Consider the following 510-nt stretch of genomic DNA (forward strand, 5'->3'; position numbering starts at 1 on the left):
TCCAGATCACCTGGAAGCCGACGAAGACCGCCAGCACGAAGACGATGAAATGCGACAGGAAGCTCGCGGGCGCGAACAGCCCCACCAGCAGCATCGCCGCCGCGCCCGCGCCGAGCAGCGTGACCTGGCTGCGGGTCTGGGCGCGGAAGGCGGCGATCTCCTGCGCGCGCCGTTCCTCGGGGGTCGGCTCCCTGGGCTTCTCGCGCGGCTTCTGGGCGGCGATGGCCGCGACCCTGGGCGGCGGCGGCGGCCAGGTCACGTCGCCGTCATGGGCGACGGTGGCGCCGCGGATCACGTCGTCCTCCATGTTCTGCACGATGACGCCGTCCTTGCCCGGCGTCAGGTCCGAGAGCATGTGGCGGATGTTGTTGCCATAAAGCTCGGAGGCTTGCGCGCCCATCCTCGACGGGAAGTCGGTATAGCCGATGATCACCACGCCGTTTTCCGTGACGATGCGCTCGTCCGGCACGGTCAGCTCGCAATTGCCGCCGCGCTCGGCCGCCAGGTCGA

General features: G+C 69.6%; 1 pseudogene. It reads right to left on the reverse strand.

Annotated elements, in window-relative coordinates:
- Nucleotides 1–510: pseudogene (locus IT40_RS26560) on the reverse strand (Re/Si-specific NAD(P)(+) transhydrogenase subunit alpha); the annotation flags it as partial.

The organism is Paracoccus versutus (assembly GCF_000763885.1).
GTDB classification, from domain to species: Bacteria; Pseudomonadota; Alphaproteobacteria; order Rhodobacterales; family Rhodobacteraceae; genus Paracoccus; species Paracoccus versutus.